Origin of the sequence: Micromonospora sp. SH-82, from assembly GCF_051132485.1 — a bacterium.
Lineage (GTDB): Bacteria > Actinomycetota > Actinomycetes > Mycobacteriales > Micromonosporaceae > Micromonospora.
Genome location: NZ_CP148049.1, coordinates 1,991,276 through 2,017,827, shown reverse-complemented (window position 1 = coordinate 2,017,827; position 26,552 = coordinate 1,991,276). Strand labels below are relative to the sequence as shown.

Here is a 26,552-nt window from a genome sequence, read left to right as displayed (position 1 = left end):
GTCGTCGCCTTGCGAACCCGGCCGCAAGGACATCCCGCGATCGGCAGGGAACCCTCGACCGGCCGCTTCGGGACGGGTCGACCCGGGTCGGTTCGGGTCAGTGCGGGGGTGGGATGACCCGGAGGTGTCCCCGACGACCGGTCTGCGGGTTGTGCGGGAGGGTCCTCTCGTCCTCGACCGGGGGACGGGGTGCGGGCCGGGCCGCCTCCCGGACCGCCTCGGCGAGGGCGACCAGGTCGTCGGTGGTCGGCGGGGGCGGTTCGAACTCGCCCTCGTGCCGGACCACGTCCCAGCCGCGCGGGGCCGTCAGGCTCCGGGCGTGCGGCTCACACAGGTCGTACGTGTGGGGTTCGGCGAACGCGGCGAGCGGCCCCACGACCGCCGTCGACTCGTTGTAGACATAGGTCAATGTGGCGACCGCTTGCCGGGGGCAGGCGTTTCGGGAGCAGCGCCGTGGTGACCTCACCGGCGCAGGGTATCCCCATTACCGGGTCCGGCGCACCGGTTCGCGTTACGACACGCCCGTCACGGTGATCACAATTCGTACCATCGGCCGATGGGGGTCCAACGCGCCAGCGGCACGGCACAGACGCAGGCCGGGCCGGGACCGGGCTACCCTGTGCCTCATGACGAGCCCGCAACACCGCCGCCCCGGCTCCGGCCGACGGACCCACCGGGACCGGCACGGTCGCGGGCTGCGCGGGCGGCTGGTTCCGGCGACCGTGCCGCTGGCCCGGACCAAGGCCGAGGTCTTCGACGACCTGGTGCTCGACACCGTCGAGAGTCTGGAACGGCGGTTCGCCAAGGAGTTGGCCGGGGTCGAGTTCGCCGTCGAGGACGTTCCGCCGGATCTCAACGTGTACGACTCCGACGTCCTGGAGGACGGCGAGGTTCCGTTGGCCCGGCTGCTGCCCGGCCGCCCCGGTCGGCAGGAGGTGCCGCCGCGCATCGTGCTCTACCGGCGACCGCTGGAGTTCCGGGCGATGGATCGCGAGGATCTCGCCGATCTCGTCCACGATGTGATCATCGAGCAGGTCGCCAACCTGCTCGGCGTCGACCCCGACGAACTGTCCTGACCGGCCTGTCCTGACCGGCTTCTCCTCACCGGCGTCGCCGGTCCGGTACGCGGTGCCGGGCCCCTCCCCCGGGGCCGTTCCGTACGCCCCGTGGGCCCGGTCCGCGTGACCCGGGTCGGGCGGCCCCCACCGCCCCGACCCGATTCGCTCAGGCGGCCCGCCGCTTGAGCTTGCGCCGCTCCCGCTCGGAGAGCCCGCCCCAGATTCCGAACCGCTCGTCGTGGCCGAGCGCGTACTCCAGGCATTCCGTCTTGACCTCGCAGCGCGAGCAGATCCGCTTCGCCTCGCGGGTCGAACCGCCCTTCTCGGGAAAGAACGCTTCGGGGTCGGTCTGCGAGCAGAGTGCCCGCTCCTGCCACTCCGGCGCGTTCCCGAGCAGGTCGGCCACCTCCAACTGGCCGTCCATCAGTTGCCTCCTTGTCGCGCACCGGCGCCAGCGCCGCTGCAACCCCCCACGCGAAAGGCGTGTTTGTCCGTCCGATCCGGATTTGTTGCGTTCGGTGTGAACAACCCCATTCAAATTACACGTGTGTAATACGTGCGCCGTCAAGCCGAACTTGATAATGGAGTTGCCCTCCTGACACCACTGCGGACGGCCATCCGAGCCGCCCGGCCCTCGCAACCTGCCCTATCGATTCAGACCCCGGACGAGTAACGCCCCCTCGGCGAGTTGCCCGAGTTTTCCCCGTGGCGCGACCATCGCAGTCCCGGTACACCCATCGACGACCATCCGTCGGGATGCGCGTCGACGGGGGTATCGACGGCGGGCGAGAGCCGGTCACCCACCAAGATCACATTTCTTGGTGGGAAAGGGTAACGCGGTCCCCCTCGCCACGCTCGCCGAACCACGAACACGATCACGCACCGTCCACGATGTGGACGGTCGGCGATCGGAAGTTCGACAGTCTGTGCTGCTCAGGACCCCTTCACCGGTACGCTGGCCGACCTCGGCTCAGCCCGTGTCCGTCCGTAGGCGGTCGTCCGCCGACGCGCCGGCCGTCCGGCGGCCGACGCGATGGCCACCAACTGCTCCTCGGTTCGGGCCGACCCGTTGCCGGAACCGGCCATCCGCGAGATCGTCTCCTCCATCAGGGTGCCCCCGAGATCGTTGCACCCGCCCCGGAGCAGCTCCGCCGACCCCTCGTCACCGAGTTTCACCCAGGAACACTGGATGTTGTCGATCCGCCCGTGCAGGAGCAGCCGCGCCATCGCGTGCACCACCCGGTTCTCCCGCCAGGTGGGGCCGGGACGGGCGATCCCGGCCAGGTAGATCGGCGCGTTGGTGTGCACGAACGGCAACGCCACGAACTCCGTGAACCCGCCGGTACGGTCCTGCACCCCGGCCAGGACACGCAGGTGCGCCAACCACTGTCCAGGATGGTCGACGTGACCGTACATCATCGTGGAACTCGACCGGATGCCCAACTCGTGGGCGGTACCGACCACCTCCACCCAGGCCGCCGCCGGTAGTTTGCCCTTTGTCAACACCCAACGGACGTCGTCGTCGAGGATCTCGGCGGCGGTGCCCGGGATGGTGTCCAGTCCCGCCTCCCGCAACTGGACCAGCCAGTCCCGGACGGTCACCCCGGCCTTCGCCGCCGCGGTGACGATCTCCATCGGAGAGAACGCGTGCACGTGCATCCCCGGCACCCGGGCCTTGATCGCCCGGACCAGCTCGGGATAGATCGTGACCGGCAACTTCGGGTCGATCCCGCCCTGGAGGCAGACCTCGCTCGCCCCGGCCTCCCACGCCTGCTCCGCCCGCTCGGCGACCTGCTCGACCGAGAGCCGGTACGCGTCGGCGTCGCGCTCCCGTTGGGCGAAGGCGCAGAACCGGCAGCCCACGTAGCAGACGTTACTGAAGTTGATGTTGCGGTTGACCACGTACGTGACGTCGTCGCCGACGGCGTCGTGTCGGACGTCGTCGGCGATCCGGCACAACTCGTCGAGCGCCGGACCGTCGGCGGCGAAGAGCGCCATCGCCGCGTCCCCGTGTCCGGGCTCCAGCAGCGCCGCCGGATCCGTGGCGGCCAGGCGCAGCCCGGCCCGCAGGTCCGCGGCACCGGTCCCGGCTGCCGACCGGCCCGCCGCCCCGCTCGCCTCGGCCTGCCCGGCCACCGCCGACCAGTCGCCGTAGACGTGGTCGAAGTCGCCCCGCCGATCCCCGGTCCGTCCCGTGACGTCGATGTCGACGTGCAGGTCGGTCCGCCCGCCGTACCCCTCGTCCGGCTCCTGCCAGGGCAGCCCCACCGGTCGGGCGGACTCGACGGCCAGCCCGGTCTGCGGATCGGCCAACGCCCGCACGTGCGGCAGCAGCCGAGGATCCAGCCACGGGTCGCCGGCCCGTACGTACTCCGGGTAGACGGTGAGCCGCTCCCGCAGGGTGAAACCGGCGTTGGCGGTGTGCCGGGCCAGCTCGTCCAGCTGGGGCCAGGGACGCTCCGGGTTGACGTGGTCCGGGGTCAGCGGGGAGACCCCACCCCAGTCGTCGATCCCGGCGCGCAACAGCAGGTCGTACTCCCCCTCGATGAGGTTCGGCGGGGCCTGGATGCGCGCCTTCGGGCCGAGCAGGACCCGGCTCACCGCCACGGTGGCGGCCAGGTCGTGCAGCTCGGCGTCGGGCATCCCGCCCATCGCGGTATCCGGCTTCGCCCGGAAGTTCTGCACGATCACCTCCTGGAGGTGGCCGTACTCCCGGTGCGCCCGGCGGATGGCGAAGATCGCGTCGACCCGCTCGGCGGGGGTCTCCCCGATGCCGATCAGGATGCCGGTGGTGAAGGGCACCCCCACCCGACCGGCGTCGTCGAGCACCCGCAGCCGTACCGCCGGCTCCTTGTCGGGTGACCCGAAGTGCGGGCCTCCCGGCTCGGACCAGAGCCGGGTGGCGGTGGTCTCCAGCATCATCCCCATGCTCGGTGCCACCGGCTTGAGTCGCTGCAACTCCGACCAGGAGAGCACACCGGGATTGAGGTGCGGCAGCAGCCCGGTCTCCTCCAGCACCGCGACCGCGCAGGCCCGCAGGTAGTCCACTGTCGAGTCGTAGCCGCGCTCGTCGAGCCACCGGCGCGCCGCCGGCCAGCGTTCCTCCGGCCGGTCACCGAGAGTGAACAGGGCTTCCTTGCAGCCCTGTTCCGCCCCCGCGCGGGCGACCGCGAGCACCTCGTCCCGGTCCAGGAACGGTGCCGGCAGGCGGTGCGGCACCGTGGCGAAGGTGCAGTAGTGGCAGCGGTCCCGGCAGAGCCGGGTCAGGGGGATGAAGACCTTCTTCGAGTACGTCACGATGCCGGGGCGGCCCGCCTCCCGCAGGCCCGCGTCACGGACGCCCGAGGCGATCCGGAGCAGCTCCGCCAGGTCGTCGTCGCGGGCAGCCAGCAGGGCGGTGGCCTCGGCCACGTCGAGCGTCCGTCCGGTCGCCGCCCGACGCAGAGCACGGCGGGTGCTCTCCACGGTGGGGCCGGGCTCGGTGCGATCAACCATTCGCACAGCCTATTGCCCGCCCGGACCGCGACGGTGCCCCCGCCCACCGCCGCCCCGGCCGCCGACCCGACACCTCGACGGCGGCGGGTCGGCCCGGGACCGCCCGGTGGGCGGGGAGACGGATCAGTTCGGGTCGGTACGCGACGTGAACGGCTGGGTACGGTCGCTGTCACCGTCGCGGCCGGTGACCGCCTCCGTGTCGTCACCACGCTGGGGCGGGATGGCCTGGGTCTGCACCGCCTCGGTCGCATCCGCCGGGCGGCCGGGGATGGCCTGGGTCTGCACCGCCTCCGTGGCATCCGCCGGACGGCCGGGGATGGCCTGGGTCTGCACCGCCTCCGTCGCGTCCGCCGGACGGCTCGGGATCGCCTCCGTCGCGTCCGCCGGCCGGTTCTGGAACCCCTCGTTCGCGTCCGCCGGACGGCTGGGGATCGCCTGGGTGGGGTCGGCCGAGGGCGGCTGCCCGAACGGCGGGGCCGACGGGGTCTGCGTGCCGAACCCGGTGCCCGTCGACGGGGTCTCCGGCCCGGCCGGGGTGGCCGCCCGGGCACCCGTCGCCGGAGCGGGGGAGCCGAACGGCGGAGCCGACTGCGGTTGCGGCGCGGCGAACGGGGACGGCTGGGCACCGAACGGCGGAGCCGACTGGGGAGCACCGAACGGCGGGGCGGAGGGCGGCGGGGACTGCTGCCCGCCGAAGGGGGGAGCCGACTGGGGAGCACCGAACGGCGGGGCGGACTGCGGTGCGGACTGCTGGCCACCGAAGGGGGGTCCGGAGTGCGGCGAGGACGGCTGGGCACCGAAGGGCGGAGCCGAGGCGGGGTTCGCGGACTGCGGGTAGCCGTACTGGCCGGCCTGCGGGTAGCCGCCCTGCTGGCCCGGGTTCGGGTAACCCCCGGGCTGCTGCGGCCAGCCGGGCTGGGGCTGGCCGTACATGCCGGGCTGTGAGACCGGCTTCGGGAACAGGGTGCGCCAGATCTGGTAGACCAGGAACGCCGCGAACCCGAACAGGGCCAACCAGGCGACCCGGCCGAGGACCCCGAGCAGCGCGTTGAGGACGTCTGCGGCGGCCAACCGACCCACCGTCCAGATCAGGAAGGTCAACCCGCCGAGGACCGCGCCGAACGCGTACTGCCCGAGCGCCGCCTGGATGATCAGTTTGGCCTTCGGCGCCACCGGCTGCACGTGCGTGGCCAGGAGCACCGCGAGCAGCGGCAGGACGGTGGCCTCCAGCCCGACGAAGCTGCCGTAGGTGCTGCCGGCGCGGGTGGTGAAGTCCCCGTGGCTCGGGGCGAGCAACCTGATCAGGCCGATGAACAGCAGCACCGCGTTCGCGCCGAGAAGCACGAATGCGCCGATTTCGCGGAGTGGCTTGGTCGCTTGACTGGCCTGCGGCGCGTCCGGTGACGCGGGCTCGGCGGGGCTGTTCACGAGCTCCCCCTCGAAGGGTGTTGATGGACGGTTGCGGACGTGAGCCTAGTCTCTGCCGGCGACCCCGAGCCCATGGCGTCTCGTAGGCGAGGATGGGAACCATGCACATCGTGGTTCTGGCCGGCGGCATCGGCGGGGCGAGGTTCCTGGTCGGGGTCCGGGCGTACGCCCGCGCCGTCGGCGCCGAGGTCACCGCAGTGGTCAACGTCGGCGACGACCTGCGCCTGCACGGACTGAAGGTCTGCCCCGACCTGGACAGCGTCATGTACACCCTGGGTGGCGGGGCGGACCCGGACCGGGGATGGGGTCGGGTCGCCGAGACCTGGACCGTCAAGTCGGAGCTGGCGGCGTACGGCGCGGAGCCGACCTGGTTCGGCCTGGGCGATCGGGACATCGCCACGCACCTGGTCCGGACCACCATGCTCGACGCCGGGTACCCCCTGCACGCGGTCACCGAGGCGCTGGCCGCCCGGTGGCAGCCGGGGGTGCGGGTGCTGCCCGCCACCGACGACCGGCTGGAGACCCATGCGGTGGTCAGCGGTGCCGGTCACGACGTCGACGCCCCGCCGACCGCCACCGCCGAGCAGCGGGCCATCCACTTCCAGGAGTGGTGGGTGCGGTACCGGGCCCGGATCGACACCCACCGGTTCGTCTTCGTCGGGGCGGACACGGCGACCCCGGCTCCCGGGGTCCTGGAGGCGGTCGGCTCCGCCGACGTGGTGCTCGTCGCGCCGAGCAACCCGGTGGTCAGCATCGCCCCGGTGCTGGCCGTACCCGGGCTTCGGCAGGCGATCGTCGAGGCACCGGGACGGGTGGTGGGGATCTCGCCGATCATCGGGGGTGCCCCGATCCGGGGGATGGCCGACCGGTGCCTGGAGGTGCTGGGGGTGGAGTGCAGTGCCGCCGGGGTCGGTCGCCTCTACGGCAGTCGCCGCACCGGTGGGCTGCTCGACGGATGGCTGGTCGCCGAGGAGGATGCGGCGACTGTGGTACCGGAGGTGACGGTTCGCGCGGCACCTCTGCGGATGACCGACGAGGCCGCGACGACGGCGATGGTACGGGCGGCATTGGAGCTGACGTGAGACTGGAAATCCTGCCGGTGCTCGGCATCGGCGACGTGTCCGAGGGCGACGACCTCGCGGCACTGATCGGCAACGCCGCACCGTGGCTGCGTGACGGGGACGTCCTGGTGGTCACTAGCAAGATCATCTCGAAGGCGGAGGGACGGCTCGTCGACGTGCCCGCCGACGGTCCCGAACGGCTCGCCGCCCGGGACGAGGTGCTGGCCGGGGAGACGGTCCGGGTGGTGGCCAGCCGGGGGGCGACCAGGATCGTGCAGACGCACCACGGTTTCGTGATGGCCGCCGCCGGGATCGACGCGTCGAACGTCGCCAAGACCCAGCTCGTCCTGCTCCCCCGGGACCCGGACGCCTCGGCCCGGACGCTGCGCACCGAACTACGGGACCGGTACGACGTCGAGGTGGCCGTCATCGTCAGCGACACCATGGGGCGGCCGTGGCGCAACGGGTTGACCGACGTGGCGCTCGGGGTGGCCGGGATGTCGGCGCTGCGCGACCACCGGGGCGAGGTCGACCCGTACGGCAACGAGTTGAGCCTGACCCAGATGGCGGTGGTGGACGAACTGGCGGGCGCGGCCGAGCTGGTCAAGGGCAAGTGCGACCAGGTGCCGGTGGCGGTGGTCAGGGGTTATCTCCCTGCGGCCGACGGCGACGACGGACCGGGCGCGGCGACACTGGTCCGGGACGCGTCCCTCGACCTGTTCTCCCTCGGCACCGCCGAGGCGACGGCCGCCGGGATGCGGGCCGCGGCCGTCCTGCCGGACCGGCCGACGGTCCCGGCCGACCCGGAGCAGGCCGCCGACCCGGCCGCGGTCCGGCGGGCGATCGCCGCGGTGGCCGAGGTGGTCGCGCCGGGCACCACCTTCACCCTGGTCGACGACGAGGTACGCGCCACGCTGGCCGCCACCATGCCGCAGTGGCCGACCGGGGCGACCCGACTGGTGTTGGCCTCCCCGGCCGACCCGACCTCCCCCGCCGCCCTGGTCCGGTTCGGGGCGGACGTGCAGCGGCTCCGCACCGCCCTGGCCGCCGAGTCGGTGGCGTCGGTACCGCTGCCGCCTCCGGCGGACGGCACCGCCGTCGCCGCCCTCGCCGTCTGATCCGCTTGAGGTCGGGCCGACCGGTGTCGACCGGTCGGCCCGGGGGTCCTCAGACCAGGTTCTCCTCGCCCCGTGCCTTCAACTCGTCGACGAGCGCCTTGACGTCCTGGGCCCGGTCCCGGGGGCAGACCAGGACCGCGTCGGCGGTGTCCACCACGATCACGTCGTGCAGGCCGAGGACGCTCACCAGTCGGCCGGACTGCGGCACCAGCACCAGGCCGGTGCTGTCCTTGATCAGCACGCCGGGCTTGCCCTCGGCACCGAGGACCACGTTGCCGTCGGCGTCGGCGGGGAGGACGTCGCCGAGGGTGTGGAAGTCCCCCACGTCGTTCCAGCCGAAGTCGCCGGGGACGGTGGCCACCCGACCGGCCTCCGCCGCGCCCTCCATCACCGCGTAGTCGACGGAGATCTTCGGCAGGGTGGGCCAGACGGTCCCCAGGACCTCGTCCTGCTCCGGGGTGCCCCAGGCGGCGGCGATCGCGGTGATGCCGGTGTAGAGGGCGGGCTGCTGACGGGCCAGTTCGGCCAGGAAGACGTCCACCCGCCAGACGAACATGCTGGCGTTCCAGAGGTGCCGCCCGGAGCGGAGGTACGCCTCGGCCACCTCGGCTGCCGGCTTCTCCTTGAACTCGGCCACCGGCCGGAGTGGACCGTCACCGGTCGGGTCACCGGTCTCCAGGTAGCCGTACCCGGTCTCCGGGCGGGTCGGGGTGATCCCGACCGTCATCAGCAGCCCCTGCTCGGCTCCGCGTACGGCCTCCCGGACGGTCTCCGCCCATCGTTGCGGGTCCCCGATCAGGTGGTCGGCGGCGAAGGAACCCATCACCGCCTTCGGGTCGCGCAGCGCGATGACCCCGGCGGCCAGGGCGATGGCGGCGCAGGAGTCCCGTGGGGAGGGCTCCACCAGGATGTTCTGCTCGGGCAGCCCGGTCAGCTGTCGGGCCACCGATGCGGCGTGCGCCGCCCCGGTCACCACCAGCGTGCGCTCGGGCGTGGTCAGCGGGGCCAACCGGTCGACAGTCGCCTGGAGCAGCGAGGCCGAGGTGCCGGTGAGCGGGTGGAGGAACTTGGGGTGGCCGGCACGGGACAGCGGCCACAGACGTGTGCCGCTACCCCCCGCCGGAATGACGGCGTAGAGCATCACCACATCATGCCCGAACCGCCACGGGGCGGACGCTTCCTCACGCCGACCGGAATCGAACTCTCAGGAACGGGCCCGACTCCACGCCGCGATGTGCACCTCGGCGCTGGACGCCCAGGTGAACTCCTTCGCCCTGTCGAAACCCGCCTTGGCCAGGGTGAGTCGCCGCTGCTCGTCGTCGAGCAGGGCGGCCAGGTCGGTGGCGATCTGGTCCGGGTCCTCACTGGTGTACGCCACGGCGTCGCCCCCCACCTCGGGAAGGGAGAGCCGGGGGGTGGTGAGGACCGGGGCGGCGCAGGCCATCGCCTCCAGGATCGGCAGCCCGAAACCCTCCCCGTAGGACGGGTACGCCGCGACGAGCGCCCCGCCGAGGAACCCGGGCAGGTCGGCGTAGCGCAGGTAACCGGGGCGCAGCAGGCGCAGGTGCGAGGGGACCTCGGCGACGGCGCGGTCGATCTCGTCGTCGTGCCCCTGTCCCCCGGCGACGACGAGGGCCGGCGGGTCGGCCCGGTCGGTCACCGCCCGAGCCCAGCCCCGGATCAGGTTGGGGACGTTCTTGCGCGGCTCCTTCGCCCCGAGGAAGGCGACGTAGTCGCTCCCGCCCAGCCCGAGCCGGGCCCGGACCCGGGCCTTCTCCTCCTCGCCGGGGGCGTGGAAGGCGGAGTGGTCCACACCGTGGTAGGCGACGTCGATCCGGGTCGGGTCGGCGTCCAGGAGCCGGATCAGCTCGTCCCGGGTGGCCTTGCTCGGCACGATCACCCGGTCGGCCCGGCGCAGGGAGGTCTTGATCGCGCTACGGAAGAAGGTACGGCGTGACTTGTCGTAATGCTCCGGCTCGGTGAAGAAGGTCGCATCGTGCACGGTGACCGTGACCGGACAACCGGCCCGCAGTGGACAGGTGTAGAACGGCGAGTGCAGCACCTGGGCACCCACCTGCTGCGCGAGCAGTGGCAGGCCGGTCTGCTCCCAGGCCAGTCGGGCGGGCCGGTGGGCGACCGCCGCCGGAGCCGCGATGATCTCCGCCCCCGGCAGCATCCGGCTGTAACGCTCCAGATCGGTACGGAGGCTCACCACCGCCAGGTCCACCCCGGAACCACAGACCTTTCCCAGGGCACCGAGCAGGCCGTCGACGTATCGACCGACGCCCCCACGGTCGGCGGGGACACTTGTGGCGTCGATGAGCACGCGGGGCGGGCGACCGGCGGTCACGGGGCGACTCCTTGCACTTCGTTACTGTCGGGCTGGCACTTCGGCACTGTCGGAACTCGTATAGCGGCGCTGTGGGGAACGCCACTTTCGAGCAAGCCTACGCCGCTGCCCGGCACCACTGCTGACTGCGACCCGACCGTACGCCGACTTGTCGTTGTCGGTTCTTACGTGGACCGGCGGCGTATCGTTCGCGACGATGGCCGACAACATTGCCCGGGTCTTCGCCGACGCGATCGCACCCGACCCTGCCCGACCCCTGCTGACCTGGTACGACGACGCCACCGGCGAGCGGACCGAGATCTCCGGTGCGACAGCTGCCAACTGGGTGGCCAAGACCGCCAACCTCCTCGTCGACGAGGCCGCCGTCACCCACGGTGATCCGGTGGGGGTGCTGTGTCCCCCGCACTGGCAGACCGCGGCGGTGCTGCTGGGCTGCTGGTCGGCCGGGACGACGGTGGCCGACACGCCGGGTCCGGTCGAGGTGCTCTTCGCCGCCGCCGACCGGATCACCGAGGCCGACGCCTGGCCGGCCGGCGAGCGGTACGCCCTCGCCCTGCACCCCCTCGGCCTGCCGTTGCGGGTGGTGCCGAACGGCTTCGCCGACTACGTGAACGCGGTACGGGTCCACGGGGACCACTTCGGCGGGGCCCCGGCCGGGCCGCAGGACGTCGCACTCCTGACCCGCGCCACGGCCCGCGTCGCGCAGCTGGGCATCCCCTCGGGCGGGCGGGTCCTGATCGACACCGCCCGTCACCCGGACCCGGTCGACTGGCTCCTGGCCCCCCTGGTGGCCGGGGCCTCCACCGTCCTCTGCGCCCACCTGGACCCGCAGAAGCTCCCCGCCCGCACCCACACCGAACAGGTCACCCACACCCTCGCCTGACGGGTGGTGCCGCACCCGTCAGCGGGGTGGGGCCGCACCCGTCACGCGGTGGGGCGGCCGGCGGCGAGGGTGGCGAAGGCGGTCAGGGACTCGGGGTTGGCGAGGGCGCCCTGCGCTGCGGCGGCGTCGACCGGGGTGCCGGTGAGGATCTTCTTGACCGGGACCTCCAGCTTCTTCCCGGAGAGGGTCCGGGGCACCGCGCGGACCTGGTGGATCTCGTCGGGCAGGTGCCGGGGCGAGAGCGAGGTCCGCAGTTCCCTGGCGATGGTGCGGCGCAGCGCGTCGTCGAGCTCCAACCCCGGGGCGAGCACCACGAACAACAACAGCTCCCCCGCGCCGCCCTCGTCGTCCTCCAGGTGGACCACGACCGAGTCGACGACCTGGTCGAGCCCCTCCACCACCGAGTAGAACTCGGCGGTGCCGAGGCGTACCCCGCCCCGGTTCAGGGTGGCGTCGGAACGGCCGGTGATCACGCAGCCGCCCCGCTCGTTGATGGTGATCCAGTCGCCGTGCCGCCACACACCCGGATAGACGTCGAAGTACGCCTCCCGGTAGCGGGTGCCGTCGTGGTCGTTCCAGAACCCGACCGGCATGCTCGGCATCGGTGCGGTGATGACGAGTTCACCCAGCTCACCGACGACCGGTACGCCGTCGGGGCCCCGGGCCTCCACCTTCGCCCCGAGCGCCCGACAGGCGATCTCCCCGGCGTACACCGGCAGCAGCGGCACCCCACCGACGAAACCGGTGCAGACATCCGTACCCCCGGAGAGGGACTGGAGCTGGAGACGGTCGTTGACGGCGGCGTACACCCAGGTGAAGCCCTCTGCGGGCAGCGGGGCGCCGGTCGAACCCAGGCCGCGCAGCGCGGACAGGTCGGCGATCTCCTTCGGGACCAGACCGGCCTTGCGACAGGCCAGCAGGAACGGTGCCGAGGTGCCGAAGTAGGTGGTCCCGGTCTCCTCGGCCAGCCGCCAGAGCGCCCCCAGGTCCGGGTGACCGGGGTTGCCGTCGAACAGAACGATCGCCGACCCCACGGCCGGGCCGGAGACCAGGAAGTTCCACATCATCCAACCGGTGGTGGTGAACCACAGGAACCGGTCGCCAGGGCCCAGGTCGTGGTGCAGGGCGAGCATCTTCAGGTGCTCCAGCAGGATGCCCCCGTGCCCGTGCACGATCGGTTTCGGCAGCCCGGTGGTGCCCGAGGAGTACAGAACGTAGAGCGGGTGGTCGAAGGGGACCGGGGCGAAGGTCGACGGCTCGTCGGTCTCCGCCGCCAACTCCGCCCAGGACAGCATCCCCTCCGGGGGCTCCCCCGCCGGGTCGAGGTACCCGATCGTCACCGCGTGCGTCAGCGACGGCAGGGCGGCCCGGATCGCGGCCACCTCACCGCGCCTGTCGATCGGCTTCTCGCCGTACCGGTAGCCGTCCACGGCGACGAGCACCTTCGGCTCGATCTGCTGCCACCTGTCGGTGACGCTGCGGGTGCCGAACTCGGGGGCGCAGGAGGAGAAGATCGCGCCGACGGCGGCGGTCGACAACAGCAGGACGTACGTCTCGGGGATGTTGGGGGCGTACGCGGCCACCCGGTCGCCGGGTCCGACACCGAGCCGCCGCAGCCCCGCCGCCACCCGGCGGACCCGGTCACGCAGTTCGGCTGCGGTGAGGGTCTCGGGTGCCCGGGTCTGCCCGTGGGCGATCACCACCGGGTCGTCGTCGGCGAGCCCCGGCATCCGCAGGACGTTCTCGGCGTAGTTGAGCCGGGCCCCCGGGAACCACCGGGCACCGGGCATCTCCGCCTCGGCCAGGGCCGAGGTGGGCGCGGTGGCGGCGACGACCTCGAAGTGCTCCCAGATCGACTGCCAGAAGGCGTCCGGATCGGTCACCGACCACTGCCACAGGTCGTCGTACCCGACGAACTCCAGCCCTCGTTCGTCGCGCAGCCAGCGTAGGTACCGACCGATCCGGGACCGATCCCGTACGTCCGCCGGAGGCGTCCACAGCACGTCACCCACCGCTCATCCCCCTTCGGGCCGGTACCAACCTGTCGCACATCCCGTGATGCCATCTTGCCCTATGATCCTCAGAAAGGAAGGGCCCCCTCTTCACGCATACGGTAGAGAAGGCTCCCCCTCCCGCCATAGACCCCGGATCCGGCGACGCCGTCGACGAACTTCACCAGTACGCCGCCGCGCACTGTTCCGTAGCAGTCGACATCGACCGCAGTCATGATGCGACTCAGGGTGACCCGGGAGCACGACCCGGGTTCACCCGGCCGGCGAAGGAGTGCTCGGTCATGCCGGAAACGGTACGGTGCGCCAATGCGACATCTGTGGAGCTTCCTCGCCGGGCTGGCGGTGGCACCGGTCACCTGGGTCCTTGTCACACTCGGACAGGACGGGTCGAGCCGCACAGTCGGCCGCTGGGTCGAGGTCGGGGCCTTCAACACCGCCAACCTGATCGAGCCCGCCGTGTACCTCGGCGTCGGCGCGATCCTGCTCGGTCTGCTGGGTACGCTGCGGTTCTCCCCGCTCGGCCCGCTCGTCGCCGGATTGCTGCTCGCCACTCCGTACGTCGGGACGTTCGTCGCCCCCTTCCAGGTCCGGGACCTGATCCCGCAGGGGTGGTCGGTCTTCGGTGATCCACTGCCACTGGAGCTGCCCGTCGACAACGGCACGCTCTTCCTGATCGGCGTGATGCTGGTGATGGCCACGTTCAGTCGTCAGCGGTGGCGGCGGTGGCCCCGTACGGGTGCCGCGGTGGTCCCGCCGGCAGCGGCACCGCAGCCGCAGCATCCGCAGCCGGTGCACGAGGAGCCCACCTACACCGAGTGGCCGCCCGCGCCGACGACGGACCGGGACACCGCCCCCCTCACCCTGGGATACCCCGACGACACCCCGACCGAGCCGCTGCCCCGCCGTACCGCCGGTGCGTCGCCGTGGTCCGACCCGCCTCGCGGGGGCCGACGGAGCGACGACACCTACGACGACAGGTAGCCCCGGTCGGGCGGAACCGCCGGTGGGTGGGCCGGGAACGCACCCCGCCCACCGTCGGCCCGCCGAGCCTCCCGCCGACCGTCCGGGTGGGCGGCGCGTCCGGGTGAGTCGGGTTTCCAACCGGCCGGCGGTATCCACGCATTGCCACGTTTCACTACAGTCAGCAGCTATGCGGACGCCATCCGTCAACCTGCGCCGGGTTCTCGCGGCGGTGGCGGTCGCCGTGGCCGTCGTACCCGTCGTCGCCTGGTCCTACCAGGCCGTCACCCGGCCGCCCGGCACCGACGACGGAGCCCGGGTCTACTGCCTGGCCGCAGAACGTCGGGCCGACCTCGTCGACGCCGCCTCGGCGCTCGGTCTGGCCTCCGCCGCCCCCACCGACGGCCAGCTGCGTTGGCGCGACCGGCAGGGCGACCCCGACCAGTGGCGGCAGGACCGCCCGGCCGACTTCGACAGGACCTGTCTGGCCCTGATCTCGGCGGCGGGGCGGGGCGGCGGGGGTGGCGGGGGGCCGTCCCCGTGGGCCACCCTGACGCCTTCGCTGGTGCTCGCGGCGGCGAGTGCGGCGCTGGCCGCCTGGTTCAGCCACCGGCTGGCCACCGTCGGGGTCCGGCGGGCCGAGGCGGACGCGTTGCGGGCGGCGGCCCGGCAGTACCGACTCGCCGTGGAGCCGCTGCTGCGCCACGTGGAGGAGGCGTTACCCGGTCTGCTGCCGAACCCGGAGGAGATCCGCCGGGGGCGGCAGGAACTGGCGAGCCGTCTTCGGGCGGTGGCCGACGCCCGCCGGAGCTGGGGGCTGCCCCGCCGGCTCGCCACCGCCCTCGACGAACGACCCGACGGTCAGCTGTACGACCCTCCGCGCGGCAGCGCGGGGGCCGACCTGCGGTCGGCGTGGGCACAGCACCGACGCACGGAGTTGAACCGGTTGGAGGCGGAGGTGGGGCAGGTGGCCCAGGCGGTGGAGAGTCCCGGAGTCCTGCCCGGCCGGACTCCGGCGGGCCTGCGATGACCGGCGACGGACCGCCCCAGGGTCCCGCGGGGACCCCACCGAATCCGTTCGCGGTGCCCCGGCTGTTCGTCGAGACCGATCCGCTCAACCCGCTGCGGCACGAGGAGCACCTCGACTACTACGTCGCCGTGGACCACACCGAGGAGTCGTTCCAGGACTTCCAGAAGCGGTTCCAGGACGTCGCGGACCTGCTCCACGAGGGACGACTGGTGCTGGTCAGCGGGGAGAAGGGGTGCGGCAAGACCACGCTGATCAACCGCTGCGCGCACTGGTTACGCGGTCGGATCGAGGCCGACCGGCAGGACGTCGAGGTGGTCGACCTGACCCGGGAGGCACAGGACACCGACACCATCCCGGTACGCCGTAGCACCGTCAGCCGCGCCCTGGTGGACAACCTCCACGCGTTGACACTGCTCAAGAGCGACCTCGTCTACGAGACCCGGGACGACGCCGACAGCACCTACCGGAACCTGCCCACCTGCCTGGCGGCGAGCCAGTGGTTGATCGTGCTCCTGCCCCGCGCGGAACTGGCGGAGGAGCTGCGGTACTACGCGGTCCGGGCCCCGAAGCGGATGGTGTTCTTCGCCGAGACCACCCCCGAGGTGGGCACCCAGCACGCACCCGGGCGGACGATCCGTCTACAGGTCGACGCCTTCGAGCACGAACACGCCACCCTCTTCGCCACCGACCGGCTACGCCGGCTGCCGACCGGTACCCTTCCGCCCCTGGCCGCGACAGCGCTCGACGAGTTCCTCCAGGACAATCGAAAGACGACGATCGGCGAGATCCAACAGTTACTCTTCGGGGTGTACGAGACACTCCGGGTGCAAGATAACCGACCGGATGAGGTGACCTGGAACCACCTTGCCCGACACTTCATCAGTGTGTCCCGCCGCCTCAGGGAGCAACCGTGATGGACGCGCACGCACCGGACCCGACCGGCGCGGTCAATCCCTACCCGTCGAGCGCCGTCGCGCAGATCGCGGATGCCGGGTCGAGCGTCGTGACCATACCCACTGTGGCGATCCAGCAGGCCACCGCCGTGATGGACGACTACCTGGCCGCCCTGCGGACCGCGCCCCGTACCCCGGCGGGTCGGGTCCTCGCGGTGGTCGGCGAACACGGCACGGGCAAGACCCATCTCGCCTCCCACCTGATCCGCCACGCCACCGACCACCTCGGCGGCGACCTCCAGTGGCTGCACCTCAACGCCCCGCCGGACACCTTCGTCTCCCTGTACCGGGCCCTCGCCGACAAACTCGCCGACCGTCGGGACGTGGTCGACCGCCAGGTCCGCCGCCTGTACGCCGACATCCTCGCCGTGGAGGTGAGCCGGTCCCGGGTGACGGCGCCGCTGGCGGAGTCGTTGCTCGACGGCACGCTGGACCCGGTGGCGGTGGTGGACACCTTCAACATGATGGAGAACCGCCTCCTCGGTCAGCTCCGGGACCGGCTGCGGGAGGTGACCGACAACAGCGAGTTCGCTCGGGCGCTGACGCTGCTGCTGCGTGGTGGTTTCGAGAACCCGGTCTGGGACTGGATCGCCGGTCGCCCCCCGGCGGAGGTGCTCCGGGAACGGGGCATCACCAGCACCCTGACCGCGACGGAGACCAGCGCCCTCCAGGCGATGGGCGTCTTCGCCCTGCTGATCGGGTACGGTCCGAGGCCCTTCGTCCTGGTCGTCGACGAGCTGGACCAACTGCTGACGGCGGCGGGCAGGGAGCGGGACGAGGCCCTCGACGCGTTCAAGGAGTTGCTCCGGGTCTTCGCCGCCTCCAACACGTTCCTGATCATCGCCGGGCTGCCCGACCTGCTGGAGACGCTGCCCCGGGACGTCCGGGCCCGGACCGGCGAGCAGGTCGTCATGACCCCGCTGACAGTCGCCGAGGCCCGGGCGTACGTCCTGCGTCGGCAGGACAACCGGTTGGCCCCGTTCACCGAGGACGCGATCACCCAGGTGGTGGAGCTGGCCCACGGCGTACCCCGGCGGGTGATCTCGCTCTGCCACCGGCTCTGGGGGCGGTCCCGGGACCAGGGCACCGAGGTGACGGCGACGATGGTCCGGGAGGCGGCCCGGGACCTCTACGGCGGGCTGCGGGGCAACAACCTGCCCGCCGAGATCCGTCAGGTGCTCGTCGGTTCCGGCCTCGACTCGTACGTCCCGGACTATCCCCTCACCGAGAGTCCCGACAGCCGGATCGACTACTGGATCCCGGCCGGACGGGACGACGCCGGGTGCGGCATCCTCCTGGTCGGACCGCTGTTGGACGAGGGGGACGCGGCGGCCGTCGTGACCAGGGCGCAGACCGCCCACGCCCATCGGGACTGTGAACTCCTCCTGGTGGTGGTGGAACCGGTGCCGGAGCAGTTTCGCGCCCGGGTGCGGGAGGCCGTCGGACGGGAACCGCTGGTGTACCGGCAGCGGTCCTTCGCCGACCAGCTCACCGCCGAGTTGAAGGCGATGGTCGGGCGGCTGGAGGAGCGTTACCCCCAGCAGGGACCGCTGGTGCCGGTGGCTCCGCACCTGGCCCGGCTGGATCGCCGCCAGTCGGCCACCCAGCACATGGTGGGTCTGCTCACCAACGCCCTGCACGAGCTGCGGGTCCACAACGCCCAGCAGTTCACCGCCCTGCACCGGGAACTGCACGGCCTGCGCCCGTCGACGGCGGGCACCCCCGGGTCGGGCACCGGCCCGCCCTTCACCGGCCTGCCCGCCCCGGTGCTCACCCTCCTCGACCGGGCCCTCACCGCAGCCGACCTGCACGCGCCGGTCGGTGCGCTGCTGGGGCGGATGTTCGACGACGACGAGGCGGGTCGGACCGCCCGCCAGGCGGTACGGGTCCGGATCCGTAACTCCCAGGTCCACTCGGCCGCCGGGGTGGCCGCCCTGCTGACCGAGCTGGTCGAGGCGTTCGGGCGGGCCGTGTCCGGCTGGTACGACGAGGTCCGGCGTACGGGTGGGCCGACCGTCGAGCAGTGGGAGCGGCTGGAGGAGATCTGCCAGATCTTCGACGTCGTCCACGAGTACCTCCCCGCGTACCAGTTGCGGACGTTGACGGACCTGACCGGCGGCCCGGAGCGGCCGGAGGCCGACGGTGCCCTCGGTGACCTCAGCTCACGGGTCCGTGACGAACTGCGCTCCGCCCTCGCCGCCGGGGCCCGCTGACCGAACCGCCCCGACCGGGTTCTTCGTCGACTGGGCCGGGCCGTCGGTCAGCTGCTCAACTCCCTGCTCAGCAGCGCCACCCGTTCGTCCGACGAGGCGATCCCCTCCTGGGCGAGCGTGACGGCGAACAGGTACCGGTCGAGGCCCACCGGATAGCAGTAGAGCGCCCCCTCCTCGACGTCGAGGACCAGCCGCCGTACCCGGGAGCCGAGGGCCGGGTGGGCGGCCCGGACGACCATCCGCAGCAGCACGTCGATCTGCTGGCCGACCAGGCCGTAGAAGGCCCGGCGTCGGCCTGGCCCGATGGTGTCCGCGAAGGGCTCCAACCGGTCGTCGTCGAGCAGGTCGGCGGTGGCCTCGACCTGTCCCGGTCGGCAGACCGCCGCGTAGTGCAGGGACTGCGGGTCGAGATGGTCGCGGCAGATCGTCGCGAGGTCGGCGTAGGACGAGTCGACGGCCCACATCCGGGTCCGGGGGGTGCTCGTCGTCCGCGTCTGCCCGGGCTCGACGGCGTCCGGGAGGACACCGAAGCGCAGCCATCCGCCGTAGTCGAGTGCGGGCTGGCTGGTGGCGTTGCGCAGCCGGTTGGCCAGGCGGGACAGGGCGACGTCGGCGGCCTGGACGCCCGACGGTGCGGGCTCTGCCCCGGCCGCCGGTACGCCCTCGGCGTGGACCATCGCCACCAGGTACTGCTCCCGACGGACCTGGAGGACGAACAGGGCACCCCGGACGGTGTGCAGCACGATCCGCAGCAGGTTCCCGCTGCGGGCCGGGCGCAGCTGGGCGTCCAGGTAGGTCATCACGTGCACCACGTCCCGGTCGACGAGCTGTCGTTCCTCGGCCGACAGGGCCGTGGAGTCGACGGCGGTAGGTGCGGCCTCCAGCGCGAAGTCGCACACCCCGGTGCTGTACCGGGCGAGGTGCACGACGGCGGGCACCTCCCGCATCAGGTCGTCGCAGGCGTCGACGGCCCCCGGACGCCGTCCGTCCAGGTGACTGCCGAGCACGATCTCGACGGGGCGACCGGCGGACTGCGGCGTACCCGCGTCACCGGTGGGGGCATCCGTGCTCATGTCTCCGGCACCTCCAGGTCGACGAAGTCGAGCAGCATCGGTCGAAGCCGGAAACCGTCGCTGGTCTCGCCATCGGTCAGCATCACCACCCGCAGCCGTCGGGCCGCCAGCAGGTGGGGGTGGTCGGGGCCGAGGAGGTTTCGCCCCTCGTCGAGCACCTCGCCGAGCAGCTTCTCCGCCGTTCCGAGGCGTCCCAGCACGGCGAGGTTGCCGGCCTGGTTGATCCTGGCCGCGAGGGTCCACGGATGGGACTCGCCGAGCCGGGAGGCCAGCCCGTCGGCCGCCACCCGCCCCTCCTTCGCCGCCTCGGTCACCTCGACGTGGCGGATCAGCACGGCCCGTACGCTGCGACACAGGTGGACGAAGGGGTGGTCGTCGACGAGGTCGCGTTCGTACCGGGCCAGGCTGTCCTCGGCCAGCCGGACCGCCTTGTCGGTCTCCCCCGCGAGGTGGTAGTCGACGGCCAGACTGAGTCGACAGGACTGCGCCTTGGGGCTGTCCTCGCCCAACAACCGGCGCAGCACCAGATGGGCCCGGCTGTTGAGGGCCTTCGCCTTGTCGAGGTAGCCACGACGTCGCTCGGTGACGGCCAGGTGCCGGACGGTCCGCAGCAGCAGCATGTCCTCCTCGCCGTGGCAGGACACCCGACGCTGGTAGACGTCGGTCAGCAGCCGGTACGCCTCGGCGGTCTCCCCCAGGTCGGTCAGGTAACGCCCCAGGTCACCGCTGAGCCGCAGGGTGTCGGGATGGTCCTCGGGGAACAACCGCAGCCGACGGCTCAGGGTCTGCCGCGCCACCCGGGCCGCCTCGTCGGTCCGACCCGCGAGATGGTACGAGTTCGCGAGGTTGTACGCGGCGATCAACGTCTCCGGGTGGGAGTTGCCGAACTGGTCCCGGAACCCCCGCCAGGTGGCCTGGTCCTCGATCAGGGCGGGGCGGAACCGGCCGAGCCCGCGCAGGTCACCGGCGAGGCCACGGCGGGCGACGAGGACCCGGGGATGGTCGGGGCCGAGCAGCGCCGCCCCGCGCTCCACCACCACCCGACTCAGGGCCAGGGCCTCGTCGTTGCGGCCGAGCATCCGGGTCACGTCCGCCAGCCGGGTGGCGAGCCGCAGGGTGATCTGGTCGGCCCAGTCGTGCCGGGTCAACCAGCGGTCCAGGACCGGACGCCACAGCCGCAGCGCCTCCGCCACCTCCCCCTCACCCCTGGCGATGAGGTGTTCGAGCTGTTCGACGAGGAACCGGCGGACCTCGTCCGGGTCGTCGACCGCCAGCGCACCGGAGCTGAGCAGGTGTCGGTGCAGTTCGTGCCGGAGCACCGAACCGGCGGCGGTGGTCCGGGGTGCCGCACCGGCCAGCCCGAGCAGGAACCGGTCCCGACCGGCAGTACGCTGCGCCGGTTCCATCTCGTCCCGGACGATCGCCTGCACTGCCGGGTGCATGCGTACCAGGCCGTCGCTGCCCCAGGTCACGTCGAAGATCCGGTAGCGCAGACCGACTGTCAGCGCTCTGTCGACCTCCCACCCGTCGGCGCGCAGCAGCGCCGCGTCCTCCTCGTCGAGACCGGCAGCGACCTGGGCGCGTACCCGGCGGGACTGGGCCAGGGTGAGGGAGAGGCCGTCCGGCGCGGCGAAGGCGAACATCTGCGCCAGCACCACGGCGATCCGGCCGCTGAGCTCCTCGCCCATCAGCCGCAACGCCACCCTGACGATCCGTCCGGTGGCCGGTTCCGCCCGGGTCGACGGCGCCACCGCCGCCACGAACGCCTGCACCGCCGCGTCCACGGCCCGCTGGCCGGGCACCCGGTCCCGCTTGTCGAGCAGGATGCCGGCCTGGTCCAGCAGCCCGCAGGACAGCCACAGGTCGAGGGGGAAGCCGCCCACCGCCTCCACCACCGTCGCCGCCCCGGTGGTGGACAGGCCGGTGACCTGGCGGGTGAGCAGTCGTACCGCATCGGTTGAGGTCAGCTCGCCGACGGCCACCTCGGGGCCGGACCCGGGTGGGCTGTCCCCACCCCGGGTCACCACGACGTGGCCGGAGCCGCCCGGCACCAGGCCGGTCAGGTCGGCCGGGTCCACGACCCCGTCGTACACCAGCAGCCACTGGTCTCCGGAGCCGGCCAGCTCCTTGAGCAGCTCCTGCACGGAGTTGCCCCGGGGGCCGAAGCCCACCCGCTCGGCCAACGCCGTGAGCGCCCGCCACAGGTCGTGCCGGTTGCCGGCCGGCAGCCAGGCGACCAGGTCGTAGTCGGCGCGGAACCGGTCCACGTACGTCCGGACCAGGCTGGTCTTGCCCGCTGCGGCGGGCCCCCGCACCACCACCGGCTCGGTGCCGACCCCGGCCAGGAGCAGATCCCGGAGCCCGCCGAGTTCCCGGTCCCGGCCGACGAAGTCGCGCGGCGGCGTGGGGAGCCCGGGCACCGGTTCGTCCCGACAGCTCCCGCCGGGGTAGCCGACCCGCCAGGCCCGGTGGGCCGGTGCCGGGTCGAGGGTCGCCAACCCCAGTGCGCCCCGCAGCCGCCGGAGGGCCGGTTCCTCGGTGCACCCGGCGAGGTCGAGGACCCGTTCGGCGTCCGGCCGCAGCCCCGTCACCGGGACGGTGCGGACCACCATCAGCTCGGCGTCGGGGCGGTCCCGGACCTGCTGGATCGTGGCGTTGAGCCAGTCGTCGTCGGTCTCCACCAGAGGTGGGGCCAGCACCCCTGAGTCCGGCGGCGTGGCCGGTTCCGGGTCGACCACGAGCACCACGAAGGGGCCGTCGACGGCGGTCCCGCCCCGACTCCACCCCCGGACCCGTAACCCCAGTGCGACCAGGGCGCCGCGCAGCCAGTCCGCCCACGGGCGTTGGGCCTCCCGGTACGCCAGGCACACCGTCCCGCTCTCGTCGGCGGTCTGTCGGCCCAGCCCGCGCCGGTACCGGTCCCGGGCCGCGTCGGGCTCGGGCAGCGCCCGACTCACCTCACCGACGGTGACCAGGTCGAGCAGCGACCCGTACGCGTCGAGCACCCGGTCCCGGTGCGGGGAGTCCTCCAGCAGGGCGGCGAGCGACGACCCGGGTGGACCGGGGATCTCCACCTGCGCGAAGTCGATGTCGAGGGTGGGCTCGTCGAGCGCACCGAGGAACCGCTGCCGCACCTGGTCGGCGTAGCCGGTGACGGTGTCGGGCGGACCGTCGAGGCCGGTGGTGGCGGCGATGATCCGCACCCCGGCCGGGGCGGCCCGGTGCACCTCACGGGCGACCGCCGCGACGGCTGCCAGCTCGGGTCGGCGGTACGGCAGGCAGACCACCACCGTGTCGCAGAGCACCGCGAGCCACTGCGCCACTGTCGGGGTGAACTCCGGGGCGTCGAGGAGGACGTCGTCGTACTCGGTGAAGCGGAGTTGGCGGCGCAGCTCCACCCGGAGGGCCTCTTCCGGGCCGGACCCGACCTGGGTCACCGAGGGCCACTCCACCACGTCGGGTACCGCCACCACGTCCAACCGGCCGGGGGCGACCGCGTACCGGCGCAGGCTCGTGCTGCCGGGGGCGAAGCCGGGCAACGCGAACAGCAGCTCGGTCAGGCTGGTGGGGAGGTGGTCGGTGATCGCGGACTGTTCGGCGTAGAAGGAGCTGAGATGGTCGTGGACCCGCACTGCGCCTCGGCCGACGTCCACCACCAGGACCCGTCGACCCGCCCGGGCCAGCAACAACGCCAGGTTACCGACCATGTTGGTGCGTCCGGTGAGCGTCGCCGCGGCCAGGAAGGCGCTCACCCTGGTCTCCACCGGGCCCGTCGCAGGACCCCCACGCACCACTGTGGTCGACGGGGGACCCTCCCCGGCCGGAGCCGCCTCCTCCGTCATGTCACCCCTCCCCCTCGCTCTCCCGACCGGCGTCGGTGCGCCTGCGGTCGACCCGCCGTACCCCCCGGTGAGTCGTTGTTCTGGTTGGACCACCACAGGAACTCGGCGGTCGGAGTGCCGGTCTCGGTCATCAGCCGCCGTAACGACCGGCGGAGCGACTGTCGCGGGATGGCGTCGAGTTCGGCGGGGTCGAGCTCCTCGACGTCGAGAAGGTGAGACACCAACGGTCCGTCGTTGCTGCTCATCCCCTCCGAACTCGTCCGGCCCAACCTTCGATCCATCGGCTGCCACCATTTCCGAACGGCACAGTCAGCGTCTCGCCCGTAACATATCGTAGCGGCCATCGATGTTCACCGTCGTCACGGTGGAGTGCCACCTGGTCTGGGGAGGCCGCGTTTGCGGACCGATCGGCACGAGATGCCAGCCGGGACGTTCCTGGCCATCGCCCGGGGCGGTGGTGGACACCGGGCCGTCCGGCATCTCCGCGCCGGTCAGCTCAGCCGCAACCTGTTGGCCGTCCGGGAGGTGGTGTCTCTCGGACGCGACAGTGGACACCCGGACGCCGGACTGGTCGAGCGGGCCTGGCATCTCCTGGCTGACCTGCGGCGACACCATCCGGAGGCGGCCCGGTCGGTGCTCACCCACCCGGCGGTCGGGGTGTGGGCGGTGCAGACCCTCACGGAACTGCGCGACGGCGACCCGGGGGCGCGTCCGGCGATGCTCGGGGCGGTGGTGGCGGCGACGGCGCTCCGGGCCGGAACGCAGGCCCGTGTCACCTTCCCGACATCCCCCGACGGGAGGGTGGCGACGGCCCTGCCGGGGGTGGGTCTCCTCCGCCGCCCGGCGGGCGACCGACAGGCTCGTGCGCAGCTGTGGGTGGACGGTGCGCGGGGGCGGGTGGCGCTGGACGGCGTCGCGGTCGTCGGCGGTGACCGGCGACCGTCCGACACCGCCCCGACCTGGCATCCGGTCTTCCGGCTCCGGGCCGGGAACGCGGCGCTGTTCCATCTGGACGACCCGATGTCACTCGTCAGCCCGGACACCGTGGTCCCGCTCGACGCGTCCGGGGCGACGGACTGGCGCTCCCGGATCGCGCCCGGGTGGCGGCTGCTGGCCACCCGGCACCGGTGGCGGGCCGTGGAGCTGGCCGAGATGGTGTCGGTCGTGGCACCCCTACGCCCCGACGAGGCGGGTCGGGCGGCGGCCGACGGCATCCCGGGCACCACGGCGGCGACCTCCGCCCTGACCAGCGGCACCCTCCCGACAGCTGTGGGCTGCATCGCCCTGGCCGGACGCGGCGACGCGCGGACCGTCGCGGCGACCCTGGTGCACGAGGTGGCGCACAACAAGCTGGCCGCCCTCGGTGACCTCTTCCCCCTCGTCGCCCGGACCGGGCAGAGCTGGCACCCGGCACCGTGGCGCGACGGCGTACGCCCACTGTCGGCCCTGCTCCAGGGTCTGTACGCGCACGTGGCGGTGGGGGAGTTCTGGCGACGTCAGCGGCACCACGAGACGGCGGCTGGCCGACGGGTGGCCGCAGCGGAGTCCGCCCGGCTCCGGGTGGCCTGCCGGGAGGTCGCCGACCTGCTCGGCACCGCCGACGGACTCACCCGGTACGGGCGGGTCCTGGTGGACCAGCTCGACCGGGTGCTCCGCGACTGGGAGGGCCGGGGTCGGCCCCCCGCTCCGTCGGTCAGCCCTTGAGCAGCTGGCGGGCCATGACGATGCGCTGGACCTGGTTGGTGCCCTCGTAGATCTGGGTGATCTTGGCGTCCCGCATCATCCGCTCGACCGGGTAGTCCCGGGTGTAGCCGTACCCGCCGAGGAGCTGGACCGCGTCGGTGGTGATCTCCATCGCGGCGTCGGAGGCGAAGCACTTGGCCGCCGCCCCGAAGTACGTCAGGTCGGCGTCCCCCCGCTCGGAGCGGGCCGCCGCCGCGTACGTCAACTGTCGGGCCGCCTCCAGCTTCATCCCCATGTCGGCGAGCATGAACTGCACGCCCTGGAACTCGGCCACCGGCTTGCCGAACTGCTTGCGCTCGGCGACGTACCCCCGGGCGTAGTCGAGCGCGCCCTGCGCGATGCCGACCGCCTGCGCGGCGATGGTGACCCGGGTGTGGTCGAGGGTCTTCATCGCGGTGGCGAAGCCGGTGCCCTCGGCGCCGATGATGCGGTCGGCCGGGATCCGGACGTCGTCCAGGTAGACCTCCCGGGTCGGCGAACCCTTGATCCCGAGCTTCTTCTCCGGAGCGCCGAAACCGACCCCGGGATCGGACTTCTCCACCACGAAGGCGGAGATCCCCCGGGACCGGGCATCCGGGTCGGTGACGGCGAAGACGGTGTAGTACTCGGAGACGCCGGCGTTGGTGATCCACCGCTTCACCCCGTTGAGGACCCAGTGGTCTCCGTCACGTACCGCCCGGGTGGTCATCGACACCGCGTCGCTGCCCGCCTCCGGCTCGGACAGGCAGTAGGAGAACATCGCCTCCCCGCCGGCCACCGGGGTCAGGTACCGGCGCTTGAGCTCCTCGGAACCGGCCAGCAGCAGCGGCATGGTGCCGAGCTTGTTCACCGCCGGGATCAGCGAGGACGAGGCGCAGGCGCGGGCCACCTCCTCGATGACGATCGCGGTGGCCAGGGCGTCCGCGCCCGCTCCGCCGTACTCGACGGGGACGTGGGGGGCGTGGAAGTCGGCGGCCCGCAGTGCCTCGTACGACGCTACGGGAAATTCACCCGTCTCATCGGCCTCGGCCGCGTGCGGGGCTACTTTCGCGGTGCAGACCTCCCGAACTGCGTCCCGAATCGCCTGGTGCTCCTCGGGCAACGAGTAGACGTCGAACGGTTCCCCTGCGGCCATGTCGGCCACCTCCCCTTCACCGCTATCATGCGCATTCGGTGCCGTGTCGGGTCACCGCCGACCGCGCAAGAATGAAGGATAGCGACATGCTCCAGGCGAACGTTACCGACGCGTAGGCTCGGCGTGATGCTGTCGTCGGCGTCACCGAGTCGGCCACCACACCACGCATTCACAATCAACCCAGGTGCCCGCCATGGTGCCCGGCCAGACGCGACGCAA

The 26,552-nt window shown here is 72.5% G+C and carries 21 protein-coding genes; 9 read left to right on the top strand and 12 right to left on the bottom strand.

What is annotated here, in order from left to right; all coding sequences use genetic code 11:
- Nucleotides 1-97: 97 nt before the first annotated feature.
- Nucleotides 98-466 (bottom strand): DUF3499 domain-containing protein, encoded by a 369-nt coding sequence (locus WHN02_RS09350; RefSeq protein WP_350898203.1) that lies wholly within the window; start codon nt 464-466, stop codon nt 98-100.
- A gap of 160 nt (nt 467-626) precedes the next feature.
- Between WHN02_RS09350 and WHN02_RS09345 the strand changes: the two genes are divergently transcribed.
- Nucleotides 627-1,076, top strand: a complete 450-nt coding sequence (locus WHN02_RS09345) for a metallopeptidase family protein (protein ID WP_350898204.1) — start codon at nt 627-629, stop codon at nt 1,074-1,076.
- A gap of 148 nt (nt 1,077-1,224) precedes the next feature.
- On the opposite strand, the gene WHN02_RS09340 is transcribed toward WHN02_RS09345, so the two are convergent.
- The 3 genes from WHN02_RS09340 to WHN02_RS09330 all read right to left on the bottom strand — a co-directional run bounded on the left by WHN02_RS09340 (nt 1,225) and on the right by WHN02_RS09330 (nt 5,981).
- Entirely contained in the window at nt 1,225-1,482 is a 258-nt protein-coding gene (locus WHN02_RS09340) for a WhiB family transcriptional regulator (protein WP_007455784.1), read from the bottom strand.
- A 509-nt stretch (nt 1,483-1,991) separates the two neighbouring features.
- Nucleotides 1,992-4,553: a bifunctional FO biosynthesis protein CofGH gene (locus WHN02_RS09335; protein ID WP_434742969.1), complete on the bottom strand. Its 2,562-nt coding sequence runs from the start codon at nt 4,551-4,553 to the stop codon at nt 1,992-1,994.
- Nucleotides 4,554-4,676: 123 nt separating this feature from the next.
- A complete protein-coding gene (locus WHN02_RS09330) occupies nt 4,677-5,981 on the bottom strand; it encodes a hypothetical protein (protein WP_434742968.1) in 1,305 nt (434 codons plus the stop codon).
- A 101-nt stretch (nt 5,982-6,082) separates the two neighbouring features.
- On the opposite strand from WHN02_RS09330, the gene cofD reads away from it, so the two are divergent.
- Complete coding sequence (gene cofD / locus WHN02_RS09325) at nt 6,083-7,063, top strand: 2-phospho-L-lactate transferase (RefSeq protein ID WP_434742967.1); 981 nt, start codon at nt 6,083-6,085, stop codon at nt 7,061-7,063.
- Complete coding sequence (locus tag WHN02_RS09320) at nt 7,060-8,160, top strand: coenzyme F420-0:L-glutamate ligase (RefSeq protein ID WP_434742966.1); 1,101 nt, start codon at nt 7,060-7,062, stop codon at nt 8,158-8,160. Before cofD ends, WHN02_RS09320 begins: the two co-directional genes overlap by 4 nt.
- 49 nt (nt 8,161-8,209) lie before the next feature.
- On the opposite strand, the gene WHN02_RS09315 is transcribed toward WHN02_RS09320, so the two are convergent.
- Together WHN02_RS09315 and WHN02_RS09310 are read right to left on the bottom strand one after the other, a co-directional pair.
- Nucleotides 8,210-9,301: a mannose-1-phosphate guanylyltransferase gene (locus WHN02_RS09315; protein WP_434742965.1), complete on the bottom strand. Its 1,092-nt coding sequence runs from the start codon at nt 9,299-9,301 to the stop codon at nt 8,210-8,212.
- Between the two features lie 63 nt (nt 9,302-9,364).
- On the bottom strand, nt 9,365-10,510 hold the full coding sequence (locus WHN02_RS09310) for a glycosyltransferase family 4 protein (protein WP_434742964.1): 1,146 nt from the start codon (nt 10,508-10,510) through the stop codon (nt 9,365-9,367).
- A 196-nt stretch (nt 10,511-10,706) separates the two neighbouring features.
- Between WHN02_RS09310 and WHN02_RS09305 the strand changes: the two genes are divergently transcribed.
- Nucleotides 10,707-11,393: a TIGR03089 family protein gene (locus tag WHN02_RS09305; protein ID WP_434742963.1), complete on the top strand. Its 687-nt coding sequence runs from the start codon at nt 10,707-10,709 to the stop codon at nt 11,391-11,393.
- A gap of 41 nt (nt 11,394-11,434) precedes the next feature.
- Here WHN02_RS09305 and WHN02_RS09300 read toward each other — a convergent pair whose 3' ends face one another.
- Both WHN02_RS09300 and WHN02_RS09295 read right to left on the bottom strand, forming a co-directional pair.
- Nucleotides 11,435-13,405, bottom strand: coding sequence for an acetoacetate--CoA ligase (locus WHN02_RS09300; RefSeq protein WP_434742962.1), 1,971 nt, complete (start codon nt 13,403-13,405; stop codon nt 11,435-11,437).
- 68 nt (nt 13,406-13,473) lie between these two features.
- The gene (locus WHN02_RS09295) at nt 13,474-13,620 is read right to left on the bottom strand and encodes a hypothetical protein (protein ID WP_434744132.1); all 147 of its coding nucleotides are present in this window, start codon (nt 13,618-13,620) and stop codon (nt 13,474-13,476) included.
- A gap of 91 nt (nt 13,621-13,711) precedes the next feature.
- On the opposite strand from WHN02_RS09295, the gene WHN02_RS09290 reads away from it, so the two are divergent.
- The 4 genes from WHN02_RS09290 (at nt 13,712) to WHN02_RS09275 (ending at nt 18,561) form a co-directional block, all read left to right on the top strand.
- Nucleotides 13,712-14,386, top strand: a complete 675-nt coding sequence (locus WHN02_RS09290) for a hypothetical protein (protein ID WP_434742961.1) — start codon at nt 13,712-13,714, stop codon at nt 14,384-14,386.
- A gap of 169 nt (nt 14,387-14,555) precedes the next feature.
- Nucleotides 14,556-15,395 carry a hypothetical protein gene (locus WHN02_RS09285; protein ID WP_434742960.1) on the top strand — a complete coding sequence of 280 codons (840 nt, stop codon included), beginning with the start codon at nt 14,556-14,558 and terminating at the stop codon, nt 15,393-15,395.
- Nucleotides 15,396-15,448: 53 nt separating this feature from the next.
- The gene (locus WHN02_RS09280; RefSeq protein ID WP_434742959.1) at nt 15,449-16,309 is read left to right on the top strand and encodes an ATP-binding cassette domain-containing protein; all 861 of its coding nucleotides are present in this window, start codon (nt 15,449-15,451) and stop codon (nt 16,307-16,309) included.
- A complete protein-coding gene (locus tag WHN02_RS09275) occupies nt 16,309-18,561 on the top strand; it encodes an AAA family ATPase (protein WP_434742958.1) in 2,253 nt (750 codons plus the stop codon). The genes WHN02_RS09280 and WHN02_RS09275 overlap by 1 nt, the downstream gene beginning before the upstream one ends.
- A 47-nt stretch (nt 18,562-18,608) precedes the next feature.
- Here WHN02_RS09275 and WHN02_RS09270 read toward each other — a convergent pair whose 3' ends face one another.
- The 3 genes from WHN02_RS09270 to WHN02_RS09260 all read right to left on the bottom strand — a co-directional run bounded on the left by WHN02_RS09270 (nt 18,609) and on the right by WHN02_RS09260 (nt 23,757).
- On the bottom strand, nt 18,609-19,634 hold the full coding sequence (locus tag WHN02_RS09270) for a hypothetical protein (protein ID WP_434742957.1): 1,026 nt from the start codon (nt 19,632-19,634) through the stop codon (nt 18,609-18,611).
- Complete coding sequence (gene fxsT, locus WHN02_RS09265; RefSeq protein ID WP_434742956.1) at nt 19,631-23,386, bottom strand: FxSxx-COOH system tetratricopeptide repeat protein; 3,756 nt, start codon at nt 23,384-23,386, stop codon at nt 19,631-19,633. The genes WHN02_RS09270 and fxsT overlap by 4 nt, the downstream gene beginning before the upstream one ends.
- An 86-nt stretch (nt 23,387-23,472) precedes the next feature.
- Nucleotides 23,473-23,757 carry a hypothetical protein gene (locus WHN02_RS09260; protein ID WP_434742955.1) on the bottom strand — a complete coding sequence of 95 codons (285 nt, stop codon included), beginning with the start codon at nt 23,755-23,757 and terminating at the stop codon, nt 23,473-23,475.
- Nucleotides 23,758-23,893: 136 nt separating this feature from the next.
- Between WHN02_RS09260 and WHN02_RS09255 the strand changes: the two genes are divergently transcribed.
- Nucleotides 23,894-25,180 (top strand): aKG-HExxH-type peptide beta-hydroxylase, encoded by a 1,287-nt coding sequence (locus tag WHN02_RS09255; protein WP_434742954.1) that lies wholly within the window; start codon nt 23,894-23,896, stop codon nt 25,178-25,180.
- On the opposite strand, the gene WHN02_RS09250 is transcribed toward WHN02_RS09255, so the two are convergent.
- Nucleotides 25,170-26,333 (bottom strand): acyl-CoA dehydrogenase family protein, encoded by a 1,164-nt coding sequence (locus WHN02_RS09250; protein WP_434742953.1) that lies wholly within the window; start codon nt 26,331-26,333, stop codon nt 25,170-25,172. The two genes, WHN02_RS09255 and WHN02_RS09250, sit on opposite strands and share 11 nt — an antisense overlap.
- Nucleotides 26,334-26,552 lie beyond the last annotated feature (219 nt).

What these genes read in the sequence shown, in the direction of transcription:
- WHN02_RS09345 (WP_350898204.1), top strand. Translation starts at nt 627, where the DNA reads ATGACGAGCCCGCAACACCGCCGCCCCGGCTCCGGCCGACGGACCCAC.
- WHN02_RS09340 (WP_007455784.1), bottom strand. Translation starts at nt 1,482, where the DNA reads ATGGACGGCCAGTTGGAGGTGGCCGACCTGCTCGGGAACGCGCCGGAG.
- WHN02_RS09335 (WP_434742969.1), bottom strand. Translation starts at nt 4,553, where the DNA reads ATGGTTGATCGCACCGAGCCCGGCCCCACCGTGGAGAGCACCCGCCGT.
- cofD (WP_434742967.1), top strand. Translation starts at nt 6,083, where the DNA reads ATGCACATCGTGGTTCTGGCCGGCGGCATCGGCGGGGCGAGGTTCCTG.
- WHN02_RS09315 (WP_434742965.1), bottom strand. Translation starts at nt 9,301, where the DNA reads ATGCTCTACGCCGTCATTCCGGCGGGGGGTAGCGGCACACGTCTGTGG.
- WHN02_RS09305 (WP_434742963.1), top strand. Translation starts at nt 10,707, where the DNA reads ATGGCCGACAACATTGCCCGGGTCTTCGCCGACGCGATCGCACCCGAC.
- WHN02_RS09295 (WP_434744132.1), bottom strand. Translation starts at nt 13,620, where the DNA reads ATGACTGCGGTCGATGTCGACTGCTACGGAACAGTGCGCGGCGGCGTA.
- WHN02_RS09290 (WP_434742961.1), top strand. Translation starts at nt 13,712, where the DNA reads ATGCGACATCTGTGGAGCTTCCTCGCCGGGCTGGCGGTGGCACCGGTC.
- WHN02_RS09285 (WP_434742960.1), top strand. Translation starts at nt 14,556, where the DNA reads ATGCGGACGCCATCCGTCAACCTGCGCCGGGTTCTCGCGGCGGTGGCG.
- WHN02_RS09275 (WP_434742958.1), top strand. Translation starts at nt 16,309, where the DNA reads ATGGACGCGCACGCACCGGACCCGACCGGCGCGGTCAATCCCTACCCG.
- WHN02_RS09270 (WP_434742957.1), bottom strand. Translation starts at nt 19,634, where the DNA reads ATGAGCACGGATGCCCCCACCGGTGACGCGGGTACGCCGCAGTCCGCC.
- WHN02_RS09260 (WP_434742955.1), bottom strand. Translation starts at nt 23,757, where the DNA reads ATGGATCGAAGGTTGGGCCGGACGAGTTCGGAGGGGATGAGCAGCAAC.
- WHN02_RS09255 (WP_434742954.1), top strand. Translation starts at nt 23,894, where the DNA reads ATGCCAGCCGGGACGTTCCTGGCCATCGCCCGGGGCGGTGGTGGACAC.
- WHN02_RS09250 (WP_434742953.1), bottom strand. Translation starts at nt 26,333, where the DNA reads ATGGCCGCAGGGGAACCGTTCGACGTCTACTCGTTGCCCGAGGAGCAC.